General features: G+C 75.6%; 16 protein-coding genes. 8 read left to right on the top strand and 8 right to left on the bottom strand.

The annotated features are described in order from the left end of the window. Positions 1 to 101 precede the first annotated feature (101 nt). From AB0953_RS14055 to AB0953_RS14045, 3 genes are all read left to right on the top strand, one after another. A complete protein-coding gene (locus tag AB0953_RS14055) occupies positions 102 to 998 on the top strand; it encodes a CHAD domain-containing protein (RefSeq protein WP_366859697.1) in 897 nt (298 codons plus the stop codon). A gap of 149 nt (positions 999 to 1,147) precedes the next feature. Further along, positions 1,148 to 2,788 carry a phosphoglucomutase (alpha-D-glucose-1,6-bisphosphate-dependent) gene (pgm, locus tag AB0953_RS14050; RefSeq protein WP_366859696.1) on the top strand — a complete coding sequence of 547 codons (1,641 nt, stop codon included), beginning with the start codon at positions 1,148 to 1,150 and terminating at the stop codon, positions 2,786 to 2,788. A 100-nt stretch (positions 2,789 to 2,888) separates the two neighbouring features. Further along, the gene (locus tag AB0953_RS14045) at positions 2,889 to 4,154 is read left to right on the top strand and encodes an FAD-dependent monooxygenase (protein WP_366859695.1); all 1,266 of its coding nucleotides are present in this window, start codon (positions 2,889 to 2,891) and stop codon (positions 4,152 to 4,154) included. A 948-nt stretch (positions 4,155 to 5,102) separates the two neighbouring features. Here AB0953_RS14045 and AB0953_RS14040 read toward each other — a convergent pair. Further along, on the bottom strand, positions 5,103 to 5,627 hold the full coding sequence (locus AB0953_RS14040; protein ID WP_366859694.1) for a hypothetical protein: 525 nt from the start codon (positions 5,625 to 5,627) through the stop codon (positions 5,103 to 5,105). Positions 5,628 to 5,945: 318 nt separating this feature from the next. On the opposite strand from AB0953_RS14040, the gene AB0953_RS14035 reads away from it, so the two are divergent. After that, positions 5,946 to 6,677, top strand: a complete 732-nt coding sequence (locus tag AB0953_RS14035; RefSeq protein WP_366859693.1) for an SOS response-associated peptidase — start codon at positions 5,946 to 5,948, stop codon at positions 6,675 to 6,677. 34 nt (positions 6,678 to 6,711) lie between these two features. Here AB0953_RS14035 and AB0953_RS14030 read toward each other — a convergent pair whose 3' ends face one another. The 3 genes from AB0953_RS14030 to AB0953_RS14020 all read right to left on the bottom strand — a co-directional run bounded on the left by AB0953_RS14030 (position 6,712) and on the right by AB0953_RS14020 (position 10,827). Beyond that, entirely contained in the window at positions 6,712 to 7,920 is a 1,209-nt protein-coding gene (locus tag AB0953_RS14030) for an anhydro-N-acetylmuramic acid kinase (protein ID WP_366859692.1), read from the bottom strand. Beyond that, positions 7,917 to 9,173, bottom strand: a complete 1,257-nt coding sequence (locus tag AB0953_RS14025; RefSeq protein ID WP_366859759.1) for an MFS transporter — start codon at positions 9,171 to 9,173, stop codon at positions 7,917 to 7,919. The genes AB0953_RS14030 and AB0953_RS14025 overlap by 4 nt, the downstream gene beginning before the upstream one ends. 259 nt (positions 9,174 to 9,432) lie before the next feature. Further along, positions 9,433 to 10,827 carry an NADP-dependent succinic semialdehyde dehydrogenase gene (locus AB0953_RS14020; RefSeq protein WP_366859691.1) on the bottom strand — a complete coding sequence of 465 codons (1,395 nt, stop codon included), beginning with the start codon at positions 10,825 to 10,827 and terminating at the stop codon, positions 9,433 to 9,435. 181 nt (positions 10,828 to 11,008) lie between these two features. Here AB0953_RS14020 and AB0953_RS14015 point away from each other — a divergent pair, with 181 nt between their 5' ends. Together AB0953_RS14015 and AB0953_RS14010 are read left to right on the top strand one after the other, a co-directional pair. After that, entirely contained in the window at positions 11,009 to 11,386 is a 378-nt protein-coding gene (locus tag AB0953_RS14015; protein WP_366859690.1) for an STAS domain-containing protein, read from the top strand. A 149-nt stretch (positions 11,387 to 11,535) separates the two neighbouring features. Beyond that, the gene (locus tag AB0953_RS14010) at positions 11,536 to 12,021 is read left to right on the top strand and encodes a Rieske (2Fe-2S) protein (protein WP_366859689.1); all 486 of its coding nucleotides are present in this window, start codon (positions 11,536 to 11,538) and stop codon (positions 12,019 to 12,021) included. On the opposite strand, the gene AB0953_RS14005 is transcribed toward AB0953_RS14010, so the two are convergent. Then, positions 12,018 to 13,010 carry a nucleoside hydrolase gene (locus tag AB0953_RS14005; protein WP_366859688.1) on the bottom strand — a complete coding sequence of 331 codons (993 nt, stop codon included), beginning with the start codon at positions 13,008 to 13,010 and terminating at the stop codon, positions 12,018 to 12,020. The two genes, AB0953_RS14010 and AB0953_RS14005, sit on opposite strands and share 4 nt — an antisense overlap. A gap of 113 nt (positions 13,011 to 13,123) precedes the next feature. Next, positions 13,124 to 14,242: a CapA family protein gene (locus AB0953_RS14000; RefSeq protein ID WP_366859687.1), complete on the bottom strand. Its 1,119-nt coding sequence runs from the start codon at positions 14,240 to 14,242 to the stop codon at positions 13,124 to 13,126. Positions 14,243 to 14,624: 382 nt separating this feature from the next. Between AB0953_RS14000 and polX the strand changes: the two genes are divergently transcribed. Both polX and AB0953_RS13990 read left to right on the top strand, forming a co-directional pair. Continuing rightward, a complete protein-coding gene (gene polX / locus AB0953_RS13995; protein ID WP_366859686.1) occupies positions 14,625 to 16,349 on the top strand; it encodes a DNA polymerase/3'-5' exonuclease PolX in 1,725 nt (574 codons plus the stop codon). A gap of 119 nt (positions 16,350 to 16,468) precedes the next feature. After that, the gene (locus AB0953_RS13990) at positions 16,469 to 18,802 is read left to right on the top strand and encodes a SpoIIE family protein phosphatase (RefSeq protein ID WP_366859685.1); all 2,334 of its coding nucleotides are present in this window, start codon (positions 16,469 to 16,471) and stop codon (positions 18,800 to 18,802) included. Between the two features lie 50 nt (positions 18,803 to 18,852). Here AB0953_RS13990 and AB0953_RS13985 read toward each other — a convergent pair whose 3' ends face one another. Next, a complete protein-coding gene (locus AB0953_RS13985) occupies positions 18,853 to 21,819 on the bottom strand; it encodes a HAMP domain-containing protein (RefSeq protein ID WP_366859684.1) in 2,967 nt (988 codons plus the stop codon). A gap of 131 nt (positions 21,820 to 21,950) precedes the next feature. After that, entirely contained in the window at positions 21,951 to 22,949 is a 999-nt protein-coding gene (locus AB0953_RS13980; RefSeq protein WP_366859683.1) for a zinc-dependent alcohol dehydrogenase family protein, read from the bottom strand. Positions 22,950 to 23,004: the final 55 nt, after the last annotated feature.

Raw genomic sequence — 23,004 nt, 5'->3', positions numbered from 1 at the left:
CGCCCTGCGTTCAGCGCGCCGCCGCCGGGGTAGACCGTGCCCACCACGGGCGGCCCCGGCCCTGCCGGCGGGCGCCCACGTCACTGGGGGAGGGAACGCTGATGGGAACCCTGATCGGGGTGGAGGCCGCCACGGCCGTCGGCGCCTACGTGCAGCGGGAGCGGGACCGGCTCGTCTCGCGCGAGCCGCTCGTGCGCAGGGACCGGCCGGGAGCGGTGAAGGCGATGCGCACCGCCTCCCGCCGCCTGCGCAGCGTCTGGCACACGCTGGACGCCACCGGCGAGGGCCGCGAGCCCGAACCCCGCGAACCCGACCGCCCCGGGCCGGGTGCCGAACCGGGCAGCCTGCCGGGGGAGTTCACCTGGCTCAACGCGCGCCTGGGCGTGGTCCGGCACCTGGACGAGACCGCCCACCGGGTGGCTTCGCACCCCGTGATGCGGGGCCGCCCGGCGCACTGGACCGTCCAGCGCATCGAACGGCTGCGCGGCCCGGCCCGGTGCGAGCTGCTGCTCGTCCTCGACGGCCCCCGCTACGGCTCGCTCGTCGCCGCCCTCGACGAGAAGGCCGACGCCCCCGTCCCCGCCGACGCCGCCACCCGCCTGCACGGCTGGTTCTGCGCGGCCTGGCTGCCGCTGCTGGACGCCTTCGCCGCGGCGTCGGCCGTCACCGACCCCGAGGCCCGGGCGGACGAACTGCACGAGGTCCGCAAGGCCGCCAAACCCGTCCTGGACACCGGCCGCAGCGTCGCCCGCGCCCACCCGGACCTGCTGCGGCGCCCCCTGCGCGGTCTCGGCGCCCTCCACGACCTGCTGGGCGAGCACCAGGACAGCACCGTGTGCCGCCGCACCCTCGAAGACTGGCCGGCCGAGGCCCCCGACCGGGAAGTCCGCGACGCGCTGCGCCGGCTGACGGAGTGCGAACGGTCCGCGGCGGCCTCGGTCGAGGCGCGCCTGGCCGCGCTGCACCGCGAGCTCACCGCCCTGCGCCCCGGCGGCTGAACCGCCGCCGAGCCGGACGGCGCCGCGCGGGTCCCCTCCGCCGGGCCGCACGTGGCCGGGGGGCCACCTGTGCGGCCCGGGGTCCGGGACGACACAATGGCCAGTGTTGTCATCCGACCAGCTTGGGACCAGTACGGAGGAGCCGGAGCATGCCGAACGAACGAGCGGGGCAGCAGGCGGGCCCGGACGACCTGATCGACGTCGCCCGGCTCGTCACCGCGTACTACGCCCTGCACCCGGACCCGGCGGACCCGGCCCAGCGCGTCGCCTTCGGCACGTCCGGCCACCGCGGGTCCTCCCTGGCCACCGCCTTCAACGAGGACCACATCGCCGCGACCAGCCAGGCGATCTGCGAGTACCGGGCCGGACAGGGCATCGACGGCCCGCTGTTCCTCGGCGCGGACACCCACGCGCTGTCCGAGCCGGCCCGGGTGACCGCCCTGGAGGTCTTCGCCGCCAACGGCGTCACCGTCCTGGTCGACGCGGCCGACGGATACACCCCCACCCCCGCCGTCTCGCACGCCATCCTCACCCACAACCGCGGCCGCTCCTCAGGCCTCGCCGACGGCGTGGTCGTCACCCCCTCCCACAACCCGCCCGCCGACGGCGGCTTCAAGTACAACCCGCCCCACGGCGGACCGGCCGGCTCCGATGCGACCGGCTGGATCCAGGAGCGCGCCAACGAGATCATCACCGGCGGCCTGAAGGATGTCCGGCGGCTTCCGTACGCCCGCGCCCGGGCCGCGGCGACCACCGGCACGTACGACTTCCTCGGCGCGTACGTGCGCGACCTGCCCGCCGTGCTCGACCTGGACGCCGTGCGCACCGCCGGCGTGCGCATCGGCGCGGACCCGCTCGGCGGCGCCTCCGTGGCCTACTGGCAGCGGATCGCCGAGGAGCACCGCCTGGACCTGACCGTCGTCAACCCGCGCACCGACCCCACCTGGCGGTTCATGTCGCTGGACTGGGACGGGAAGATCCGCATGGACTGCTCCTCCCCGTACGCCATGGCCTCCCTGATCGAGGGCCGCGACCGGTTCCAGATCGCCACCGGCAACGACGCCGACGCCGACCGGCACGGCATCGTCACGCCCGACGGCGGCCTGATGAACCCCAACCACTACCTCGCCACCGCGATCGACTACCTCTACCGCCACCGCGACGGGTGGCCGCAGGGCGCCGCCGTCGGCAAGACGCTGGTCTCCTCCGGGATGATCGACCGGGTCGCCGCCGACCTCGGCCGCGACCTCGTGGAGGTGCCCGTCGGCTTCAAGTGGTTCGTCGACGGCCTGTCCGCGGGCACCCTCGGCTTCGGCGGCGAGGAGTCCGCCGGGGCCTCGTTCCTGCGCCGCGACGGCTCGGTGTGGACCACCGACAAGGACGGCATCATCCTCGCCCTGCTGGCCTCGGAGATGCTCGCCGTCACCGGGCAGACCCCCAGCGAGCGGTACGCCGCCCTCACGTCCCGCTTCGGCGAGCCGGCCTACGCCCGCATCGACGCCCCGGCGGACCGCGAGCAGAAGGCGGTCCTCGGCCGGCTCTCGCCCGAGCAGGTCACGGCCGACACGCTGGCGGGGGAGGCGGTGAGCTCCGTACTGACCCACGCTCCCGGCAACGGGGCCGCGATCGGCGGCATCAAGGTCACCACCGAGCACGCCTGGTTCGCGGCCCGCCCCTCCGGCACCGAGGACGTGTACAAGATCTACGCCGAGTCCTTCCTCGGCGCCGACCACCTGGCCCGCGTCCAGCAGGAGGCGCAGTCGGTCGTCTCGGCCGCCCTGGCCGGCTGACGGACCGGGCGGCTTCCGTACGGATCCGCCCCCCGCGCGCGGCCCCGGTCAGTAAGGTGGCGGACCGGGCCACACGGGGACGTGCGCGGAGGGAGCGGCCATGCGGGGCGGAACGGTGGCGGTGGTCGGAGGGAGCATCGCGGGCTGCGCGTTCGCCTCGGCGGCGGCGCGCGCGGGGGCCGACGAGGTGCTCGTCCTGGAACGCACCCGCGGCCGGCTCGCCGACCGCGGCGTCGGACTGTGCATCCACGACGAGCGGGCCGCCGAACTCACCGCGACCGGCGCCCTTCCCGCCGGGATCCCCGCGCACCCGCTGACCCGGCGCACCTGGGTGGTGCGCGACGACGCGGCGGGCCCGGCCGGCCGGACGTTCTGGGAGCAGCCCTTCCCGTTCCACTCCTACCACTGGGGTCTGCTGTGGCGGGGCCTGCGGGAGGCGACGCCGGACTCGGTGGCCTACCGCCAGGGCGCGGCCGTGTCGGAGGTGGCCGACGGGACGGACAGGACGGACGGGGCGGACGGGGCGAACGGGGCAGACGGTGCCCAGGGGGCCGCCGAGGTACGGCTGGCCGACGGCGGCGTCGAACGGTACGACCTGGTCGTCGGCGCCGACGGCTACCGCTCGGTGGTGCGCGAGGCCCTCTCCCCGAAGTCCCGCCCGCAGTACGCCGGATACGTCTGCTGGCGCGGAAACTTCGACGCCGCCCGCCTCCCCGAGGCGGGCGCCGGGCACTGGTCCCCGGACGCGGTGACGACCGTCTGCTTCCCCGGCGGGAGCTGCGTGGTCTACCGCATCCCCGGCCCGGAGGGCCTGCGGGTCAACTGGGTCCTGTACGCCACGCCGCCGCAGGCCGGCCGGCTGCCGTACGACGACCCCACGAGCTTCCCGCCGGGCCGCGTGACCGAGGAGCTCCGGGCCCACCTCGGCGAGCTGCTGGAGCGGCGGTTCCCGCCCCACTGGGCCCGGGTGCTGCGGCTGACGGAGCCGCAGGACACCATCGTCCAGCCGCTGTACGACCTGGACGCCGAACGCATCGCGGCCGGGCGCCTGCTGCTCGCCGGGGACGCGGCCACCGTGGTCCGCCCGCACAACACCAGCGGCGCCGCCAAGGCCCTCCAGGACGCCAGCGCCTTCGAGAGCGCCTGGCGGGCGGCAGGCTCCTGGGCCGAGCTGACCTCCGCCTACCAGGCCGCGCGCGGCCCGGCGGGCCGGGAGCTGGTCGCGCTGGCGCGTCGGCTGGGCCGGGCCCAGGTGGAGCAGACCCCGGCCTGGGCGTCGCTGGACCACCGCGCGGCGCAGGAGTGGTGGACGGGCCAGCTGGCGGGGGCCGCCGACATCGGCGGCCAGGCCATGACGGGGCCGTGAGAGCCTCGCCCCGGCCCCCAGGCCCCGGCGGTCCACGACCGGCGCAGGCCCCGCACGCCCGCCCGGAGCGGACCGGCGCGGGCGGGGCGCGCGGGGGGAACCACGCGCACGGCGGCGGCCGGACACAGCCCTCACCTCACCCTTTCCGGTCAACCGCGGCGTCACGGCAGTGGAGAGCCCGTCACACGCCCTACCGTGAGGGGCGTGCGCCGCCGGGCGCAGCACGGTGCGGCCACGGACGGGGAGTGCGGGGATGAGGCAGCGGCTGGGTGTGCTGGTGGCGGTCGGCGTCCTGGTCCTCGGGGCGGCGGGTGCGGGAAGCGCACAGGCCGCTCCCGAGGCACGCGACTGCCCGGCGGCGGGCGAGCTGTTCGCGACCGACAACACCGCGGTCATCACGGACCCGGACGACCCCCGGCTGAAGGACCGGCTGAGGGTCTTCGACCGGGAGGTCCGCACCATCATCCGCGCCCACGGGGCGACCCCGCACGGCTCGACCCTGCTCGACGGGGTGTTCTGGTCCGGCGACCTGCAGCAGACCACGTACGAGCGCTCCCGGAGGTTCGGCGTCGACCGGGTGGGCGCGGACGGTCTGCACCAGCTCGCCGAGACGGTCCGCAAGAGTCACGACCAGGAGGCGGTCCTGACCTTCCGCTGCCTGTCGCGCACCGCCCCGGAGACCGACGCGGTCGAGATCGAGGCCGCCGGCGTCTCCGCGGCCCGGCTGCGCGAGGCCCTGCTCGCCGACCCCGAGGCCCGGGAACGGCTCGGCGGCGCCTCGGTGACCCTCGACGGCCGCCTCGTCCTCGTGGCCCCGCTCACCGAACTGCCCCTGGCGCGGCGGTTCGTCACCGGGCTCGGCGTCGACTGGGACAGCGCCGGGGTGCGCTACGGCGATGAGGAGTTCGTCTCCCAGCCTGCGGCCCGGGCCGTCCCGGCGCCGCCGGCTCACAGGGCGACGGTGCCCTCGGAGCGGGAGCAGCCGTACCTGCTCGCCATGTCGTACTCGTGGCCGACGATCACGGTGGTGCGGCAGACGGAGCAGACGGCGGGCGTCACCGGGTTCACCCGCAGGACGTAGGCGTGCTCCAGGTCCAGCACGGCGTCGACGGTCTGCCGCCCGTGCTCGGCGATGCCCTGCTCGATGAACTCGAAGGCCCCGTACTGCGCGCCGCACGCGCACGTGATCCGGTTGGAGTGGGCCGGCCCGATGTCCTTGATGCCGAGCTCCGAGGTGATCCGCTCCCGCTCCTCGCGGGACACCGGCTCCATGCCGCGGTTCTCGACCCGCCGGGGCGTCCAGTACCAGGCCTTGACCGCCGCGGCCTGGGCGCGGGAGAGGTAGAAGGTCACGGAGCGGCCGGCGCGCAGGGCGTCCTGTACCGCGGCGACGACCGTGCCGTCGTCCGCGGACATGACGACCTTGCCGTCGCGGACCAGGGCGTCGATCTCGGCGAACGAGGTGGTCTCCATGCCCCGATGCTCGCCCGGGCCCCTGGCCCGCGCCAGCTCGGGCGCGCGATCGGGGGTCCGGGCGGGCCGGCGGTCCCCTACGGGTGTCGCTGCGGGGCGTTCGCGGCCTACGCTGGAGACGGCGACCGCCTGCGGTGAGCGGCCCGGGCGGCCGCCCCGGTGGCTGCGGGCACGTACCCCTCCTTGTTCCCCGCGCCCGCGGCACCGGACCCGGACCCGCACCAGGACCAGGACCCGCCGCGCACCAGGCTCCTGCCCCCGCGGGCCGCCTGCCGTCGTTGCCGCCACCGCAGCCGCCGGGATGGCACAGTGGATGCCATGTGCGGCCGGTACGCCTCCTCCCGTGCCCCCGAGGACCTGGCCGGCCTGTTCGAGGCCGGATGGGACCCCCGGGAGGCCCTCGCCCCCAGCTGGAACGTCGCCCCCACCGACCCGGTCTGGGCCGTCCTGGAACGCCCGGACCGCGCCACCGGGGCCGTCGAGCGGCGCCTGCGCCCCCTGCGCTGGGGCCTGGTCCCCTCCTGGTCCAAGGACGCCTCCGGCGGCGCCAGGATGATCAACGCCCGGGTGGAGACGGTCCACGAGAAGCCGGCCTTCCGCCGGGCCTTCACGCGGCGCCGCTGCCTGCTGCCCGCCGACGGCTTCTACGAGTGGCAGTCCGTGCCCGCCACCGCCGGGGCGAAGGCCTACAAGCAGCCGTACTTCATCACCCCCGAGGACGCCGGGGTGATGGCCATGGCCGGGCTGTACGAGTTCTGGCGCGACCCGTCCGTGGCCGACGACGACGATCCGGCCGCCTGGCTCGCCACCGCCACGATCATCACCACCGAGGCGGAGGACGCGGCGGGCCGCATCCACCCCCGGATGCCGCTGGCCCTGGACCCCGGCGACTACGCGGCCTGGCTCGACCCCGCCCACCAGGACGTCCAGGCCCTGCGCGCCCTGCTCCACACCCCGGCCGGCGGCCGCCTGGAGGCGCGCCCGGTGTCCACGGCCGTCAACAGCGTCCGCAACAACGGCCCCCACCTCCTCGACCCCGCCCCGCTCTGACGCGCCCCACCGCGCCCCACCGCGCGCCGCCCCGTCAGCCGCGCGCCGCCCCCCACCCGCCCGCCGGCTCCCGCACCGCCAGCGCCCGCGGGGCGCGCACCGGCGGCTCGGGCAGCCGCAGCGGACGGCTGCCCGGGGTCAGCGACCCCAGGACGCGCGGCCCGGCCGCTCCGGTGCACCGCGGGGCGTTGCCCGGCAGCCCGTGGAGGGTGAGGTAGCCCAGGACGGCGAACGCGTACGCCTCCTTCGCCGCGGCCGGCAGCCCCAGCTCGTCCGACGGGCGCACCGCCGCCCAGGCCAGCTCGTCGCGGAGCATCCGCATCAGCACCGGGTTGCGCACGCCGCCGCCCGACACGAACACCTCCGTCGCCCGCAGCGGCCGCAGCGCCTCGGCCACGGTGCGGGCGGTCAGCCGGGTCAGCGTCGCGACCAGGTCCTGCGGCGCCGGGGCGCTGTCGCACCCGGCCAGGTGCGCCCGCAGGTAGCCCGCGTGGAACAGCTCCTTGCCGGTGGTCCGGGGCGGCGCAAGCCGGTAGTACGGCTCCGCGAGCAGCCGCCGCAGCAGCGGTTCGTGGACCCGCCCCGCAGCGGCGATCGCGCCGCCCTCGTCGTACGCGAGCCGCCCGCCGGTCGCCTCCCGGACCGCGGCGTCCATCAGGGCGTTCCCGGGCCCGGTGTCGAAGGCCAGCGGCTCGCCGGCGGCCGGCAGCACCGTCAGGTTGGCGATCCCGCCGATGTTCAGGGCGGCGGGCACCCCGGGCCGCCCCCGCAGCAGCATCAGGTCGACCAGGCTCACCAGCGGGGCGCCCTGCCCGCCCGCCGCGACGTCGCGCGGCCGGAATCCGGAGACCACGGGGCAGCCGCTGCCCTCGGCGATCCAGGCCGGCTCGCCCAGCTGGAGCGTGCCGTGCACCCGCCCGTCCTCGGCCCAGTGGAACACCGTCTGCCCGTGCGAGGCGACCAGCTCGGCCCGCCCCCCGCACAGCTCCCGGTCGGCGCGGGCCGCCGCGGCCGCGAAGGCCTGCCCGATCCGGGTGTCGAGGCGGCACACGTCGGCCAGGGTCGTCGGCGCGGGCGGCAGGGCAGCGGCGAGCGCCTCCCGTACGTCGCCGGGGTAGGGGGCGCTGACCATGCCCAGCGGGGTCAGGTGCAGCGTGCCGTCCTCCGCGGACAGCTCCAGGTCGGCCGCCGCGGCGTCGACGGCGTCGTACGAGGTCCCCGACATCAGACCGATCACCCTCATCGCAGCGGCTCCCGGTGGTCGTCGCCGCGCAGGGTCAGCAGCGCCAGCGAGCTCAGCGCGCAGGCGCCGGCGGCGTAGTAGGCGGGCACGGAGTGGTCTCCCGTCCGGGCGGTCAGGGCGGTGATGACGAGTCCGGCGCATCCCGAGAAGGCCGCGTTGGCCAGCGCGTACGCCACACCCAGGCCGGTGCAGCGCACCGAGCGGGGGAACATCTCGGCGAGCATGGCCGGACCGGGCCCGGCCATCAGGCCGACCAGGGCGCCCGCGAGCAGCACCGCCCCCGCCTTGGCCCCCAGGGGCACCGACGGCGACTGGAGCAGGTGCAGCAGCGGGACGGCGAGCACCACCACCGACAGGGCGCCGCCCAGCATCACCGGCCGCCGGCCGACCCGGTCGCTGAGCGCCCCGGCGGGCAGGATCGAGGCCGCGAAGCCCAGGTTCGCCAGCGCCGTCGCCAGCAGCGCCTCCCGTACGGACGCGCCCAGCGCCGCCTGCAGATGCGCCGGCAGGACCACGAGGAAGGCGTACCCGGCCGCCGACCAGCCCATCACCCGGCCGATGCCCAGCACCACGGCGCGCGCCAGCTCCGCGGGCCGCGGCGGCGGCAGGGCCGCTGCCGCGCCCGGGCCCGCCCGCGGGGGCGCCTCCGGCTCCGCCAGCCCCGTACGCAGCCACAGCGCGACCGCGCCCAGCGGCAGGGCCAGCAGGAACGGGACCCGCCATCCCCACCCGTACAGGGCGTCGGCGGGCAGCGCCGTCGCGAGCGCCGCGGCCGTGGAGGCGCCGGTGAGCAGGCCGAGCGCGACGGTGAAGGACTGCCAGGCCCCGTGCCGGCCGCGCCGGCCCACGGGGGCGGTCTCGGTCATGACGGAGACCGCGCCGCCGAACTCGCCGCCCGCGGAGAGCCCCTGGAGCACCCGCAGGACCGTCAGGAGCACGGGGGCGGCCGCGCCGATCGCGGCCCGGGTCGGCAGCAGCCCGATGGCCGTGGTGGCCAGGGTCATGACGGTGACGGAGGCGACGAGCGCGGGCCGCCGGCCGAGCCGGTCACCGAGCCGCCCGAACAGCAGGGCCCCGGCCGGCCGGAAGAAGAACGCCAGCGCGAAGGAGGCGTACGTCGCGACCAGCGCGGCGGCCCCGCCCGTGCCGACCGCGCCGGAGGCGAAGAAGTTCTCCGCGAGGACCGTGACCAGGCAGCCGTAGACCCCGAACTCGTACCACTCGACGAGGTTGCCGACGCACGCGGCGAGCAGGGCCCGCCGGGAGCCGGCCGGGCCCCGGCCGTCCGCCGCCGGGGGCGCTGCGCAGGCCTCGGGGCCTTCGGGGCCCTCGGAGGTTTCGACAGGTCTCACCCGTGCTGCGTGCCCCCTCGGCGGCCGTCCGACGCGTTCCGGCGCCGCGGTTCAGCAGTTCGGCGGCGGCTGCCCGGGTCACCGGGGCGGCGGCCCGGGCTCGGGCCGGCGCCTGCCAGGCGGTGGTGGCTCGGGCCGGCGCCTGCCAGGCGGTGGTGGCTCAGGCCGGCGCCTGCCAGACGGTGGTGACGTTGCAGAACTCGCGGATCCCGTGCCCCGACAGCTCCCGCCCGTACCCCGAGCGCTTGACGCCGCCAAACGGCAGGGCGGGGTGCGAGGCGGTCATGCCGTTGATGTAGATGCCGCCCGCCTGCAGGTCGCGGACGAACCGGGCGATGTCCTCGTCGCTGCGCGTCCACACGTTCGAGCTGAGCCCGAACGGCGTGTGGTTGGCCCGCTCCACGGCCTCGTCGAGGTCCGCCACCCGGTACAGCGTGGCCACCGGCCCGAAGGTCTCCTCCAGATCGATGCGCATGTCCGGGGTGATCCCGGCGAGCACGGTGGGCTCGTAGTACCAGCCCCGCTCCAGCCCCGGCGGGCGCCGTCCGCCGCACAGCACGTCCGCCCCGGCCCGCACCGCGTCGTCGACGAGCTCCTCGAGGTCGGCGCGGCCCTTCTCGGTGGCGAGCGGGCCCACGTCGGTGGAGTCCAGCACCGGGTCGCCGATGCTGAGGGCCTTCATCCCGGCGGTGAACCGCTCCGCGAACGCGTCGTAGACGTCGTCGTGCACGATGAACCGCTTGGCCGCGATGCAGGACTGCCCGTTGTTCTGCACGCGGGCGGTGATCGCCGTCCGCACGGCCCGCTCGATGTCGGCCGAGGGCATCACGATGTACGGATCGCTGCCGCCCAGCTCCAGGACCGTCTTCTTCACCTCGTCGCCCGCCGCCGAAGCGACGGCCCGGCCGGCCGGCTCACTGCCCGTCAGCGTCGCCGCGGCGACCCGGGGGTCGCGCAGCACCGCCTCCACGGCGTCCGAACCGATCAGCAGGGTCTGGAAGCAGCCGTGCGGGAAACCGGCCCGCTCGAAGAGCCCGCCCAGGTAGACGGCCGTCTGCGGCACGTTCGACGCGTGCTTGAGCAGCCCGACGTTCCCCGCCATCAGGGCGGGCGCCGCGAACCGCACCACCTGCCAGAGGGGGAAGTTCCACGGCATGACCGCGAGGACCACCCCCAGCGGCCGGTAGTGGGTCCGGACGGCCGCGGCCCCGCTGTCGCGCACGTCGGTCTCGGCGGGGTGCTCGTCGGCGAGCAGCGCCTCCGCGCGGTCGGCGTACCAGCGCATGGCCTTCACGCATTTGGCGGCCTCGGCCCGGGCCGCCGCGAGCGGCTTGCCCATCTCGAGGGTCATGGTCCGGGCGATGTCCTCGTTCTCCGCCTCCAGCAGGTCCGCGGCCCGCTGCAGCAGCGCCGCCCGCTCCGCGAAGCCCGTGGTGCGGTACGAGGCGAAGGCCTGCGCGGCGTCGGCGAGGCACCGCTCGACGGCGTCGGGCCCCAGCGGCTCGAAGGTGCGTACCGTCTCGCCCGTCGCGGGGTTGACCGTGGCAATCGGCATCGTCTGCTCCTCCTCGTCGACCGGACCGCCCCCTCGACCCTGCCCCGTGGGCCGGGCCCGCGCAACGCGGATCCGCCGCCCCGCCGCCCCGCCGTCCCCGCCGCGCCGCCCGGCGGGCGGGGGCTGCGGGGCGTATCGTCGCGGAGGGGTGTGCAGAGGCCGGAACGGAACCGGAGACCGCATGGCAGTGGACGCGTACGGCACGGACGGCGGCGGTGAGGGGCCCGGACTGACGGCGACGCTCCGCCGCCGCGGCGGCGTCGTCGTCGTGGTCACGGTGGGGGAGCTGGACCACGACAGCCCCGAGCCGCTGCGCAGGGCCCTCGACCAGGCGCTCGGCCAGGGCGGCGTCGAGCGGATCGTGGTCGACTGCACCGGACTGGTGTTCTGCGATTCGACCGGGCTCAACATCCTGCTGAAGGGCCGGCTGGACGCCAAGGCGGCCGGTACCGCCCTGGAGTTGGCCGGCCTGAGGCCCCCGGTGGCGCGCATGTTCGAGATCACCGGCGCGAGGGGCCTCTTCACCGTGCACCCGCAGCTCCCCGCGGAGCTGGCCTGACGCCCGTCCCGCGGCCGGGCGGACAGGGTTTGATCGAAATGGACAACCCGTCCGTCGAACCGTTCGCCACGCCCTAGCGTGTTCCTGCTGGGACCGGGGAGCGCACGTGATGCCCCGGTCCGCTTCCGGGACGAGAAGGAGACACGATCATGGGCGACACGACGCGCCGGCGCACGGTACTCGCGGCGGGCGCCGCCACACTGGCGGGCGCCGCCCTGAGCGGCTGCGGCGCCGACGGCGGTTCGGACGCCCCGGGTGCAGCGGACGGTGCCCAGGGCGGCGCGCAGAACGGCGGCCAGGGCACCCCCTCGGGCAGCACCGGCGGGGCGGCGGCGCCCGCGGGCGGCGGCCAGGTCCTCGCGCGCACCGCGGACATACCGGTCGGCGGCGGCAAGGTGTTCAAGGAGCAGAAGGTGGTGGTCACCCAGCCCGCGGCGGGCCAGTTCAAGGCCTTCTCGGCGACCTGCACGCACCAGGGCTGCCTGGTGGGCTCGGTGAAGGACCAGAACATCGTCTGCCCCTGCCACCAGAGCCTGTTCAAGATCTCCGACGGATCGGTGGCGGGCGGCCCCGCGAGCCGCCCCCTGCCCGCGGCCAAGATCACCGTCGAGGGCGACAACATCACCCTCGGCTAGGGTCCCTCGGCCGGACGGACCCCGATCCGCTCCGCGCGGCGGCCGAGTGCGCACACGGCGGTGACGACCCGGTCCCAGAACCGGTCGGCGTCCAGGGTCGTCGCCACCCGTGCGTTCACCGGCCGGCCCGTGCGGCGGTGGAGGTCGACGACGGTCGCGCCGCGCGTGTAGCGGCCCCGGAGTTCCACGACGACGTTGGCCTCCACGCAGCGCACGATCCCCGGGTCGATCACCCGGGCCACGGCGACGGGATCGTGCAGCGGCGGATCCGGGAAGCCCCACAGCTCGCGGTAGGTCGACGCGAAGTACGTCAGCAGGTCGGCGCAGATCTGCCCGAGTTCGGTCCCCAGGCCGGTGAACCGGGCCAGCACCTCGGGCGTGGCGAGCGCCTGGTGGGTGACGTTGAGCCCGCACATGGTCAGCGGGACGCCGCTGCGGAAGACGATGTCCGCGGCCTCCGGATCGGACAGGATGTTGAACTCGGCCGCCGGGTTGCGGTTCCCGCGCTCCGTGGAGCCCCCCATGAGGACGATCTCGCGGATCCGGGCCGCGTCCTCGGGATAACGGGTCAGCAGCAGCGCGATGTTGGTCAGCGGGGCGGTCGGCACGAGCGTGACTGGTTCCGGGTGCTCCCGCAGGATCCGGTGGATGAGGTCCACGGCGTGCTCGGGCGCCACGCCGACCGTCGGCTCGGGGAACCGCGGGCCGTCGAGCCCGGACGCGCCGTGCACGTCGTCCGCCACGTCCAGCGGCTGGACGAGCGGCCGGTCGCAGCCCGCCGCGACGGGCACGCCGGCGATCCCGGCGACCGTGCAGACGCGGCGGGCGTTCAGCGTGGTCTTGGCGAGCGTCTGGTTGCCCGCGACCGTCGTGATCGCGAGGAGGTCCACGGCCGGGTCACCCGCCGCCAGCATGATCGCGAGGGCGTCGTCGTGCCCCGGGTCGCAGTCGATGATGATCGGTACGGGCGGCGCGGGGGGTACGGGCACGGGCCCTCCTCGGTCTGCGGAGCCGGTCACGCTCAGTGTGCCGCCGCGGGGCACACGGGGCCAGGGTGCCTCTCCGGGGCGGGTGTTCGACCGCCGGGGACCGCCGCGCCGCCTCAGGCCGGTACGAGGGTCCAGGCGTCCGGCGGGTCGTGGCTGTCCCGGCGTACGCGCACCCCCGACCCGATCCGGCCGAGGAGCTCGCGGACCCGGGCGGCGTCCTCGGCCGAGGCGTGCCGCAGCCGCATCGCCCGGGCCTGGAACACCGTGATCCGCAGCCCGCGCAGCCGCCCCGAGTCCGCGTCCACCGAGACCAGGTACACCAGGCGCAGGTCGTCGCGGTAGCGCTCGTAGCCGCTGATGCCCTCGTAGTCGTCGATGAAGTCCCCGCAGCCGTACAGGATCAGCCGGCCCCGGTACAGCTCCAGCGGCCGCGGATGGTGCGAGGAGTGGCCGTGCACGACGTCCACGCCGGCGTCGACGAGGGCACGGCCGAAGGCGATCCGGTCGCGCGGGACGTCGTACCCCCAGTTGGAGCCCCAGTGGACGGAGGCCACCGCGATGTCGCCGGGCCGCTTCTCCTCCCGTACCCGCGCGGCGATCCCGCGGGCGGCGGCCCCGGCCGGGTCGGCGACGTACGCGACCCCCGCCCGGCCGCGGGTCGCGGCCCAGTCGGGCGGGACGCCGCTGCACGGCATCCCGAACGAGAAGACCAGCACCCGTCCGCCGCCCGCCAGGGGCACGGCCGCGGGCCGGGCCGCCGCCTCCGCGTGCTGCCCCGCCCCGGCCGTCACCAGGCCCGCCCGGGCCAGCGTGCGCAGCGTCTCGCGCAGCCCGCGCCGGCCGAAGTCCAGGACGTGGTTGTTGGCCAGCACGCACACGTCGGGGCGGACGGCCGCCAGACACGGCAGGTTCTCGGGGTTCATGCGGTAGTGCACGGCCTTGCCGGGCGCGAAGTCGCCGCTGCGGGTCACGCTGGTCTCCAGATTGACCACCCGCACGTCGGGCGCGGCCGCATCGAGCACCGCGAGCGCGTCCCCCCAGGGCCAGTCGAAGCCCACCGGCAGGGGCGGCAGCCGCCCGCCCGCCGCTTCCGCCAGCCCCACGTAGTCGCGGGCGTCCTTGACGTACCCCTCCCGCAGCTCCGGATCGCCCGGATGCGGCAGGATCTGGTCCACGCCGCGCCCCAGCATCACGTCACCGCACAGGAAGAGCGCAACGGCACCGCCGTCCATGCCACCAGCCTAGGTCGTCTCTTTCGGATCTTGCCGGTCAAGCCCGCGTCGTCCGGTGCCGTGCATCGGCGTGTTGGCGGGGCGCCCTTGTACTGGACGTACTCGGGTGCACCGCCAACGCGGCGAGGTGCGGTGCCGGGCGGCGGGGGTCAGGCAAGGTCCGGAAGAGACGGCCTGGGCCGCCGTGGCGGTGGGCGGCCGTCGGGACCCTCCGCGGACCGCATCGCCGAGGAGGCCGGCCCCGGACCGGCGCCCGCCTGCCGGCAGGCAGGCGTTCCGCGCCGGGGCGGCCGTACCGCGCAGGGCCGGGGGAACCGGCCGGCGGCCGGTTCCCCTGGCCCTGCGGCGCGCCCGCAGCGACGGGCGGGAGCACCCTGGAGGTATGAGCCGGGCCAACGAAGAGGTGGAGGCGCTGCTCCGGGAGTACGCCGAACTGATCGCCATCAGCGGCGCGGACGCCTTCAAGGCCCGCGCGTACGAGAAGGCCGCCCGCGCCATCGGCGGCCACCCGGTCGACATCGCCGGGCTCGACGCCAAGGGCCTGCGGGAGATCCCGAACGTGGGCAAGTCCATCGCGGACAAGGTCGTGGAGTACCTGCGGACCGGGCACGTCCCCGACATCGACGCCTCCCGGTCCGCCGTCCCCGCCGGCGTCCGCGAACTCACCCGCATCCCCGGCCTCGGCCCCCGCAAGGCCCTCCTGCTCCACCGGGAGCTCGGGATCTCCTCCGTACCGCAGCTGGAGGCCGCGATCGAGCAGGAGCGGCTGCGCGACCTGAAGGGCTTCGGCGAGCGCACCGAGCAGGCCATCCTGCACGGCATCGCACTGCTCCGGCAGTCCGGCGACCGCATCCTGCTCGACGCCGCCACCGAGCTCGCCGAGGAGGTCGTCGCCGAGCTGGAGCGGATCCCCGGCTGCGTGCGGTGCACCTACGCCGGCTCGCTGCGCCGCATGCGCGAGACCATCGGGGACATCGACGTCCTGGTCGCGGCCGACGCCTCGGCGCCGTTCATGACGGCCCTCACCCGCCTCCCGCACACCGCCGAGGTCATCGCGCACGGGGCCAAGAAGACCTCCGTGCGCACCACCGCCGGCGTCCAGGTCGACCTGCGCGTGCTGCCGCCCGCCTCCTGGGGCGCGGGACTGCAGTACTTCACCGGCTCCAAGGCCCACAACATCCGCACCCGGGAGCTGGCCGTCCGCCACGGCCTCAAGCTGTCCGAGTACGGGCTCTTCGACGCCGAGAGCGGCGACAGCCTCGCCTCCGAGACCGAGGAGGAGGTCTACGCCCGCCTCGGCCTGCCCTGGATCCCGCCGACCCTGCGCGAGGACCGCGGGGAGATCGCGGCCGGGCTGCAGGGCGAGCTCCCCCAACTGCTGACCGAGCGCGACATCAAGGGCGACCTGCACACCCACACCGACCTCACCGACGGAATCGCCTCCCTGGAAGACATGGTGGCCGCGGCGGCCGCCCGCGGGTACGCCTACTACGCGGTGACGGACCACGCCCCGGACCTGTTCATGCAGCGCATGACCAGGGAGAAGATCCTCGCGCAGCGCGCGCAGGTCCGCGCCCTGGACCGCACCGCGCACGGCATGCGGCTGCTGCACGGCACCGAACTCAACATCGGCCCGGACGGAGCCCTGGACTGGCCGGACAACTTCCTCGCGGACTTCGACCTGTGCGTGGCCTCCGTCCACTCCCACTTCGGCCAGAGCCGCCGGGAGATGACCGCGCGGCTCCTGCGGGCCTGCGAGAACCCGTACGTCGCCGTCATCGGGCACCCCACCACCCGGCGGATCGGCAAGCGCCCGGGCGTGGACGCCGACTTCGACGCCGTCTTCGAGGCCTGCGCGCGCACCGGGACCGCCCTGGAGATCAACGCGCACCCGGAGCGGCTCGACCTCGGCGACGAGGACGTCCTGCGGGCGAAGCGGTACGGGGTGAAGTTCGCGGTGGACTCCGACGCCCACGCCACCGTGCACCTGCCGTACCTGCGGTACGGGGTGGGCACGGCGCAGCGCGGCTGGCTGACCAAGGACGACGTGGTCAACGCCTGGCCGTGGACGCGGCTCCAGCGCTTCCTGCGGGCCAAGCGGGGCTGACGGGGGCGGGCCGCGCGGTCGGCGGGCGGCCGCGACGGTAAAATCGGACCCAGGCGTCCCAGCGTCCGATCCGGCCCGGGCCCCCGTCGGCCACGCCGCCACACCCTCCGGAGGGTGACATGCACCAGGCCCCCGGCGAACCGGTCCGGGACCCCGAGCCCGGTACCGGCACCGGCACGGACACCGGTTCCGACACGGGCGGCGAGTCCGACGCCGGCCGACTCCACCGGGCCGTACGGGCGCTGACCGGCGAGATCGCCGCGCTCCAGGCCGCCCGCGCGGACCACCGGCTGCGCGACCTCGCCACCGGCGTCCTCGTCGCCGAACTCGGCGTCTCCCCGGCCGAGGCGGCAGAGCACCTGGGCCGGCTCGCCGCCGACACCCGGGTGAGCGTGTTCGACGTCGCCGCGGACATCGTGAACGCCAGCGCCGGCGCCCCCGCCGACCCCGCCGCCCGCCCGTCCCCGCCGTCCGCCGCCGCCCGCCGGCTGCGGCGTACGGACACCGCCGTCGGCGCCGCCGAGGCCGTCGGACAGGCCGCGGCGGCCCTGCTGGAGGGAGGTCTCGCCCCCCTCGGCGTCCGCGAGGTGTGGCTGTGGCGGCGCACCGCCACGGACTGCCTCCAGCTCGCCGCCCAGACCGGCGGCAGCGCCTTCCAGGCCGTGTACTGGCAGTGGCTGCCGGCCCACCTGCCCGGCGCCCTGCGCACCGCCTGCGAGGAGGGCGAGCCCCGCTGGTTCCCGGCCGGCCCGCCGCCCGGCGAGCCGCTGCCCGGTCCCGCCCCCGGCGCCGCGCGGGCCGTCCTGCCGCTGCGCCGCCACGGAGCGGTCGACGGGGTCCTGCTGGCCGCCTGGCCGGGGCCGGTCTCCTTGGACCCGACCGTGCGGCGCGCCCTGGAGTCCCTGGCCGACACGGCGGCCCGCGTCCTCGACGCCGCCCCCGACCCGGCCGCGGCCGACACCGCCGGCGCCTCCCCGCCGCTGGCTGCGGTACTGGACTCCCTCACCGCCGCGGCGCTCCTCCTGCACCGCCCCGGCCCCGGCCCCGACTGGCACATCGCCCACGCCAACCCCGTCGCGCAGCGGCTGCTCGCCGGCGTCCCGGAGCCGGTCGGGCGCCCCCTCGCCGAGGTGCTGCCGGAGCACTGCGCCGACCTGGAACGGCTCGTCGCCCGGGCCCTCGCCGACGCCGCGCCGCGCGAGACCGACCGGATCGCGGGCGACGGGGCGGGCGGGGGCGTGGGCGGGCTGACCGACGTACGGGCGCTGCCCGTCGGCCCGGGCCGGTCCGTCCTGCTGTGGCGCACCGCGGACGACCCCGACCGGCTGCTGCGCCGCGTACTGGACCGCCTGGAACAGCTCGCCCTGTTCGAGGAGGACCTCGTCTCCGGGACGGTGCGCTGGAGCGAGCGGGCGTACTCCGTCTTCGGCATGCCGCCGGACGCGCCGGCCGTCCCCCTGCGGGAACTGCTGACCCGGGTCCACCCGGAGGACAAGGAGGGACTCGCGGAACTGCTGGACGACCTGACGATCCGGCAGGAGGGGTCGCACACCCTGGTCCGGGTGATCCGCGGCGACGGCGGCACCCGCTACGTCCGCATCAGCGCCGAGCCCCTCGTGCGCGCAGCGGCCACCGTCGCCGTGACGGGCGTCTTCCACGACGTCTCCGCCCGGTACCTGACCGAGCTGGCCCTGGGCGCGACGTACGACCAGCTGACCGTGGTCGAGGCGCAGGCGGCGGCCCGCCACGAGATCGTCCGGACGCTCCAGCGGGCCATCGTCCCCGAGGTGCCGGCCTCCGTCGAACTGCCCGGGCTGCAGGCCGTGGCCCGCTACCGGCCCGCCGCGCACGAGTACCGGGTGGGCGGCGACTGGTACGAGGTGCTGCCGCTCGCCGACGGGCGGGTGATGGTGGCCGTGGGCGACATCGCGGGGCACGGCGTGGAGGCGGCCACCGCCATGGTCGCCCTGCGCAACACCCTGCGCGGGCTCGCGTTCACCGGGGCCGGGCCCGGCCGGCTGATGGGCTGGCTCAACGAGGTGTCGATGGCGGCGCTGCGCAATCCCACCGCGACCGCCGCCTGCGCCCTGTACGAGCCCGAGCAGCGGCTGCTGCGCTGGTCGAGCGCCGGGCACCTGCCGCTGATCCTGCTCCGCGGGGGCCGCGCCTCGCTCCTGCAGACGCCGGGCGACATCCTGCTCGGAGCCCTGCCGTCGGCGACGTACGCGGAGACCGTCACCGAGCTGCGCCCCGGGGACCTGCTGGTGCTGTACACCGACGGCCTCGTCGAGCGCCGGCACAGCTCGCTCGACGACGGGATGGCCCAGCTGATGCGGTCCCTCGAACCCCTCGCGGACGCCGGCCTCGACGCGATCGCCGACCGGCTGCTCGCCGAGGCGCGCGGCAATACCGACGACGACACCAGCCTGGTCCTGGTACGGGTGGTGGAGTAGCGCCCCGGGCCGCGGGCGGCCGGCGGGCGGGCCGGCCGGCGGGCCCGGCCTCAGGCCAGCCAGCTGCGGATCCGGTCGGCCAGCTCGTCCGCGTCCACCGGCTTGGTGACGTAGTCGTCCGCGCCCGCCGCGAGCGCCTTCTCGCGGTCGCCCGGCATGGCCTGCGCGGTCACGGTGATGATCGGCACGTGCCGGTAGCCGGGCAGGGCGCGGATCGCGGCGGTGGCCTCGTACCCGTCCATGCCCGCCATCATCACGTCCATCAGCACCAGGTCCACGTCCTCGTGCTCAGCCAGCAGCCGCAGCCCGGCCTGGCCGTCCTCGGCCCGCAGGACGCGGATGCCCTCGCGGCGCAGGATCTCCGTGAGCGCGAACACGTTGCGCGCGTCGTCGTCCACGACCAGCACCGTCACCTCCGGTACGGGGCCGCTCCCCGGACCGGCCTCCCCGTGCGGCAGGGCGCCTGCCGGGGCCGGGCCGAGCACGGTGGAGGCGGCGGTCGCAGACGGCCCCGGGAGCGCCGAGGTCGGCAGCCGCACGGGCAGGTAGAGCGTGAACACGCTGCCCTCGCCCGGTCTGGAGCGCACCTCCACCGCACCGCCCAGCAGGTGCGCCACCTCCCGGCTGATGGACAGGCCGAGCCCGGTGCCCCCGTAGCGGCGGCTCGTCGTGCCGTCGCCCTGCTGGAACGCGCCGAAGACGATCTCCAGCCGGTCCTCGGGGATCCCGATGCCGGTGTCCGCGACGCGGAAGGCCAGGACGCCGTCCCCCTCCCCGGTGCCGGCGTCCTCGTCGGCGAGGACGCCGGCCGGCACCTCGTGCCGCGCCGCGACGTCCACCCGCAGCTCGACGTGCCCCTCCTCGGTGAACTTCAGCGCGTTCGCGATCAGGTTGCGCAGCACCTGCCGCAGCCGCGCCTGGTCGGTGAACAGCTCCTGCGGCAGCCCCCGCCCGGTCAGGACCCGGAACTCCAGCTGCCGGGCGGTGGCCACGGGCTGGAAGGTGGAGTCCAGGGTCTCCAGCAGCTGCCGCAGCGGGAACGGCTCCGGGTACAGGTCCATCTTGCCGGCCTCGACCTTGGACAGGTCGAGGATGTCGTTGATCAGCTGGAGGAGGTCGGAGCCCGCCGAGTGGATCACCTCGGCGTAGTCCACCTGCTTGTCGGTGAGGTTGCCGTCGGGGTTGCGGGCGAGCAGCTGCGCCAGGATCAGCAGGCTGTTGAGCGGGGTGCGCAGCTCGTGGCTCATGTTGGCCAGGAACTCCGACTTGTACATCGACGTCCGCGACAACTGCTGGGCGCGCACCTCCAGTTCCTGGCGGGCCTGCTCGATCTGGAGGTTCTTGCGCTCGATGTCCCGGTTGCGGTCCGCGAGCAGGGCGGCCTTCTCCTCCAGTTCGGCGTTGGAGCGCTGCAACTCCTCCTGCCGCGCCTGCAGTTCCTGCGAGCGCGCCCGCAGCTCGACGGTCAGGCTCTGCGAGCGCTCCAGCAGCTCGTCGGTGCGGGCGTTGGCGATCAGGGCGCTGACGCTCACCCCCACCGTCTCGATCAGCTGGTCGAGGAAGTCGCGGTGGATCGCCGTGAACGGCGCCAGCGAGGCCAGCTCGACGGCGCCCAGCACCTGGTCCTCCGCGACGATCGGCAGGACGAGCAGCACGGCGGGCTCGGCCGAACCGGCGCCCGAGGAGATGGTGGCGTACCCGGGCGGCAGGTGCTCGGCGGACAGGGTGCGCCGCGAGCCGGCCGCCTGCCCGACCAGCGACTGGCCGAAGCGGAACCGGCGCGGGGGCGAGGTGGGGTCGTCGGGCGACCCGTAGCAGGCGGTCATGACGAGGTACGGGCCCTTGTCGTCCCGGTCCGTGAGGAAGAACGCGCCGTACTCCGCCCCGACCAGCGGCGGCACCTCGTTCATCACCAGCTGGGTCAGGCCGGTCAGGTCCCGGGTGCCCTGCATCAGGCCGGAGACCCGCGCCAGGTTCGTCTTCAGCCAGTCCTGCTCCTCGTTGGCGCGGATGGTGATGCGCAGCGACTCCACCATCGCGTTGATGTTGTCCTTCAGGTCGCCGACCTCGCCCGGGGCGTCGACGGTGATGGAGCGGGTCAGGTCGCCCTCGGCGACGGCACTGGTCACGGCGGCGATGGCGCGGACCTGGCGGGTGAGGTTCCCGGCGAGCTCGTTGACGTTCTCGGTCAGGCGCTTCCAGGTGCCGGAGACGCCCTCCACCTCGGCCTGGCCGCCGAGCTTGCCCTCGCTGCCGACCTCGCGGGCGACGCGGGTCACCTCGGCCGCGAAGGACGAGAGCTGGTCGACCATCGTGTTGATGGTGGTCTTGAGTTCGAGGATCTCGCCGCGCGCCGAGACGTCGATCTTGCGGGTGAGGTCGCCGCGGGCCACGGCCGTGGTGACCTGGGCGATGTTGCGGACCTGGTGGGTGAGGTTGTCGGCCATCGAGTTGACGTTGTCGGTCAGGTCCTTCCAGGTGCCCGAGACGCCCTGGACCGTGGCCTGGCCGCCGAGCTTGCCCTCGGTGCCCACCTCGCGCGCGACCCGGGTGACCTCCTCGGCGAAGGCGGAGAGCCGGTCGACCATCGTGTTGATGGTCTCGCTCAGCTCGAGGATCTCGCCGCGGGCGTCGACGCGGATCTTGCGGGTCAGGTCGCCGTTGGCGACGGCGGTGGCGACCTGGGCGATCGAGCGGACCTGGGAGGTCAGGTTGTCCGCCATCGTGTTGACGCCGGTGGCGAGCTCCTGCCAGATGCCGCTCACCCGGTGCACCCGGGCGTGCCCGCCGAGGAGCCCTTGGCCGCCGACCTCGCGCGCCACCCGCGTCACCTCGGAGGTCACCAGGGACAGCTGGTCGACCATGCCGTTGTAGACCGTCGCGATCTCGCCGAGGAGGCCCTCGGAGCCCTCGGGCAGGCGGGTGGTGAAGTCCCCGTCCCGGACGGCCGTGAGCCCGTGCAGGAGCCGCCGCAGCCCCTCTTCGCTGAGCTCGGGCCCCTGCCGGGATTCATCCATCGACGCCTCCTCGTCCACTGTGGCACGCGGGGCGGTCGGGGACATCCCGGCAGGTGGCGGGGGTGCGCCCGTCGGGTCGGGGGTGCGGGAAGCCGCGGGCCACCGGGGGCTCGGTGCGTCGGGGCCCGTGGTCACCCGGCCACGGAGACCACGATCTTGCCGAACCGGGCGTCGGACTCCATGTGCCGGTGTGCCCGCACGATCTCCTCCAGCGGGAACACGCGGTCCACCACCGGCCGGAAGTACCCGCCTCGCAGCCCCGAGGTCACGAACGCGGCCGCCCGGCGCAGCCGCTCCGGGTCCTTCGCGGTCTCCAGCATCGTGTACGTGCGCATGTTGAGCGCCGGCATCCCGAGGTCGAAGCCCGGGTACGGCGTCGGCTGCCCGCTCTGGGCGCCCCACAGGAACAGCGTCCCGTCCGCCGCCACGGCACGCGCCAGGTCCAGCACGCCCGGCCCGGCCACCGCGTCGAAGACGTACTCCGCGCCCCGGCCGCCGGTCAGCTCCAGCACGCGCCCCGCCACGTCCTCCTCCTCGGAGACGACCACCTCCGCCGCCCCCTCCTCCAGCAGCTGCCGCCGCTTGGCGCGGGTGCGGGTGACCGCGAGCGGGGTCGCGCCCAGCCGGTTGGCGGTGTGGATCGCGGCCAGGCCGACGCTGCTGGAGGCGGCGTTCACCACGGCCACGTCCCCGGCCCGGATCCCGCCGACCTCGGCCATCGCGCCGTACGCCGTCAGGTACGGCATCCACACCGCGGCCCCCGAGACCGCGTCCACGCCCTCAGGCCGCGCCAGCAGGGCGCCGACCGGGACGACGGCCTGCTCCCCGTAGACGCCGTAGTCGTTCTGCGAGAAGTTCGGCACCACGCTGACGGCCTGCCCCTTCCCGAATCCCGTCACCCCGGGCCCGACCGCCTCGACGACGCCGGCGGCCTCGGAGCCGAGCCGGGAGGGGAACTGCCGGACGGGCTCGATGTACCGGCCGCTGCGGAAGAGGGCTTCGGCCCTGTTGACGCCGATCGCCTCGATCCGGACCAGTGCCTCGCCCGGCCCCGGTTCGCCCGCGGGGACGTCCTCCAGCCGCAGTACCTCGGGCCCGCCGATCTCGTGGAACCGCACAGTCGTCGCCATGACTTCCGTCCTCCGGATGCCGCTCGTTGCCGGGTGTGTGATCCACGGTGGCATG

Origin of the sequence: Streptomyces sp. NPDC046866 (genome assembly GCF_040704625.1) — a bacterium.
Lineage (GTDB): Bacteria > Actinomycetota > Actinomycetes > Streptomycetales > Streptomycetaceae > Streptomyces.
The sequence above is the reverse complement of the archived record's forward strand: the minus strand, read 5'-3'. Positions and strand labels throughout refer to the sequence as shown.

Excerpts from the sequence above, each read along its gene's own strand:
- AB0953_RS13980 (WP_366859683.1), bottom strand. The coding sequence starts at position 22,949 with ATGGCGACGACTGTGCGGTTCCACGAGATCGGCGGGCCCGAGGTACTG.
- AB0953_RS13990 (WP_366859685.1), top strand. The coding sequence starts at position 16,469 with ATGCACCAGGCCCCCGGCGAACCGGTCCGGGACCCCGAGCCCGGTACC.
- AB0953_RS14040 (WP_366859694.1), bottom strand. The coding sequence starts at position 5,627 with ATGGAGACCACCTCGTTCGCCGAGATCGACGCCCTGGTCCGCGACGGC.
- AB0953_RS14055 (WP_366859697.1), top strand. The coding sequence starts at position 102 with ATGGGAACCCTGATCGGGGTGGAGGCCGCCACGGCCGTCGGCGCCTAC.
- polX (WP_366859686.1), top strand. The coding sequence starts at position 14,625 with ATGAGCCGGGCCAACGAAGAGGTGGAGGCGCTGCTCCGGGAGTACGCC.
- AB0953_RS14035 (WP_366859693.1), top strand. The coding sequence starts at position 5,946 with ATGTGCGGCCGGTACGCCTCCTCCCGTGCCCCCGAGGACCTGGCCGGC.
- pgm (WP_366859696.1), top strand. The coding sequence starts at position 1,148 with ATGCCGAACGAACGAGCGGGGCAGCAGGCGGGCCCGGACGACCTGATC.
- AB0953_RS14000 (WP_366859687.1), bottom strand. The coding sequence starts at position 14,242 with ATGGACGGCGGTGCCGTTGCGCTCTTCCTGTGCGGTGACGTGATGCTG.
- AB0953_RS14045 (WP_366859695.1), top strand. The coding sequence starts at position 2,889 with ATGCGGGGCGGAACGGTGGCGGTGGTCGGAGGGAGCATCGCGGGCTGC.
- AB0953_RS14020 (WP_366859691.1), bottom strand. The coding sequence starts at position 10,827 with ATGCCGATTGCCACGGTCAACCCCGCGACGGGCGAGACGGTACGCACC.
- AB0953_RS13985 (WP_366859684.1), bottom strand. The coding sequence starts at position 21,819 with ATGGATGAATCCCGGCAGGGGCCCGAGCTCAGCGAAGAGGGGCTGCGG.
- AB0953_RS14030 (WP_366859692.1), bottom strand. The coding sequence starts at position 7,920 with ATGAGGGTGATCGGTCTGATGTCGGGGACCTCGTACGACGCCGTCGAC.
- AB0953_RS14010 (WP_366859689.1), top strand. The coding sequence starts at position 11,536 with ATGGGCGACACGACGCGCCGGCGCACGGTACTCGCGGCGGGCGCCGCC.
- AB0953_RS14015 (WP_366859690.1), top strand. The coding sequence starts at position 11,009 with ATGGCAGTGGACGCGTACGGCACGGACGGCGGCGGTGAGGGGCCCGGA.